Source organism: Lamprobacter sp. (genome assembly GCF_034860625.1).
GTDB lineage: Bacteria > Pseudomonadota > Gammaproteobacteria > Chromatiales > Chromatiaceae > Lamprobacter.
This window is the reverse complement of the sequence record NZ_JAYESN010000533.1, coordinates 1-1,318: the sequence shown is the minus strand read 5'-3', so window position 1 is coordinate 1,318 and position 1,318 is coordinate 1. Positions and strand designations below refer to the sequence as shown.

The 1,318-nt window shown below is 54.8% G+C and carries 3 protein-coding genes; all 3 read right to left on the bottom strand.

The annotated features are described in order from the left end of the window. Window positions 1–55: 55 nt before the first annotated feature. Genes VBE63_RS29530 through VBE63_RS29520 form a run of 3 tightly spaced genes read right to left on the bottom strand, consistent with a single transcriptional unit; the run spans window position 56 to window position 1,234 of the window. Entirely contained in the window at window positions 56–505 is a 450-nt protein-coding gene (locus VBE63_RS29530; protein ID WP_323686538.1) for a DUF29 domain-containing protein, read from the bottom strand. A gap of 41 nt (window positions 506–546) precedes the next feature. Continuing rightward, a complete protein-coding gene (locus VBE63_RS29525) occupies window positions 547–759 on the bottom strand; it encodes a hypothetical protein (protein ID WP_323686537.1) in 213 nt (70 codons plus the stop codon). Further along, window positions 752–1,234: a type II toxin-antitoxin system VapC family toxin gene (locus VBE63_RS29520; RefSeq protein WP_323686536.1), complete on the bottom strand. Its 483-nt coding sequence runs from the start codon at window positions 1,232–1,234 to the stop codon at window positions 752–754. The genes VBE63_RS29525 and VBE63_RS29520 overlap by 8 nt, the downstream gene beginning before the upstream one ends. Window positions 1,235–1,318: the final 84 nt, after the last annotated feature.

The window sequence follows — 1,318 nt, the reverse complement described above, 5'->3', positions numbered from 1 at the left end:
CGATCAGGTTGAGTGTCCAGTGGTGTGGTATGGGCATCGGTTGCGGGGACATCGATTAGTCGCTTCCAGGCTCGGGCCAGTCGTCTTCGTCGAGCAGTTGCTCGAGGGTAAAAGGGGGTGTCTCGGGAAAGGTTGTGATCGGCAAGCCGGTTTCATCCGCGGCTTCCTGGCGCGCGCGCGGATAGGTGTCCACAAGGGCGATCGGCAGGGTGGATTTCAGGCTCGGACTGTCTCTGAGCAACAGTTTGATATCGTTGCGCTGGGTGATAATGGTCACTGACCAGCTCCGCGAGCGCTTGTCTGGCTGATGTTCGAGCTTGAGCAGATGCATCATGAGCACGATCAGGCGGTTGCGCAATTGCCGGCGCTCGCTGCAACGCATCCCCTCAAGCTCCTCAATCAGTTGCTCTCGATCTAGGCGTTCGAGCTGACCCCTACGCAGGTGGCTGACCTGGGTCTGAAGCCAGCGCAGGTAGTCGGTATCGTCGTGGTGGGCGGTCTGCATGATGAGGGGCGTTCGTTTCGATTGGACTGTCGAAGTCTAGCCTACAGTTTTCGGTGAATGAAGCGAGTTCGCTGCAATACCGAGTGAGGGACTGGTTTTAAATCGACGGGAGGCGCTAAAACTTGGAAACCCGCAGCCTTCAGCCTCGCCTCACCATCTTGTATTTCCTTAAAAAGAGCGTCGAGGTCGTTGCCATACTGAGCGCCAATCTCATCTTTGATAGCATGGATTTCCATCATAATTTCATCAGTCATCAAGCTGTCCTCCAAGAAGTTCTTCAGGCGTACAGATGATCGGAAGAAATAATCCCATTTGCTCAAAAGATTCCGCAATCTTTTCCTGGATCACTGGATTGGCAATATGACGACAATTCCAGGTTAAAAGAAAATCAACGCGATGCAGCGTCGAAATCGTGATATGAAGCGCATCTTCAATGGCCTTGGCAGGAATAATGGCTTGTTCAATGAGTGATTCCGCCAAACGCATCATGTCTTGCGTGACCGCGAGCACGGGCATCCCCTCAAGGGCTGCAAGCCGCCTTTGCGCAGCGACCGGATCGCCAGCAGCGCACTCTTGCCAGACTCGCTGAGAAATCACCAGTTCATAGTCAGAACGCCTCTCCCACCAAGCCAGCGTCATTTGCTGATGAGCGGCACCAATAATGGTTCTGCTAGGGCGTGCCGTCAGATAGCTGATGACCGAGGTTTCGATGTAGAGTTTGCGCTTCATGCTTGCAGTGGCACTCAGGATGCGCTGTGGCTGGCAGCGAACAGGGGATGGGGGTTGAGGGCCATGGCGAGCGCGTCAAGCCCG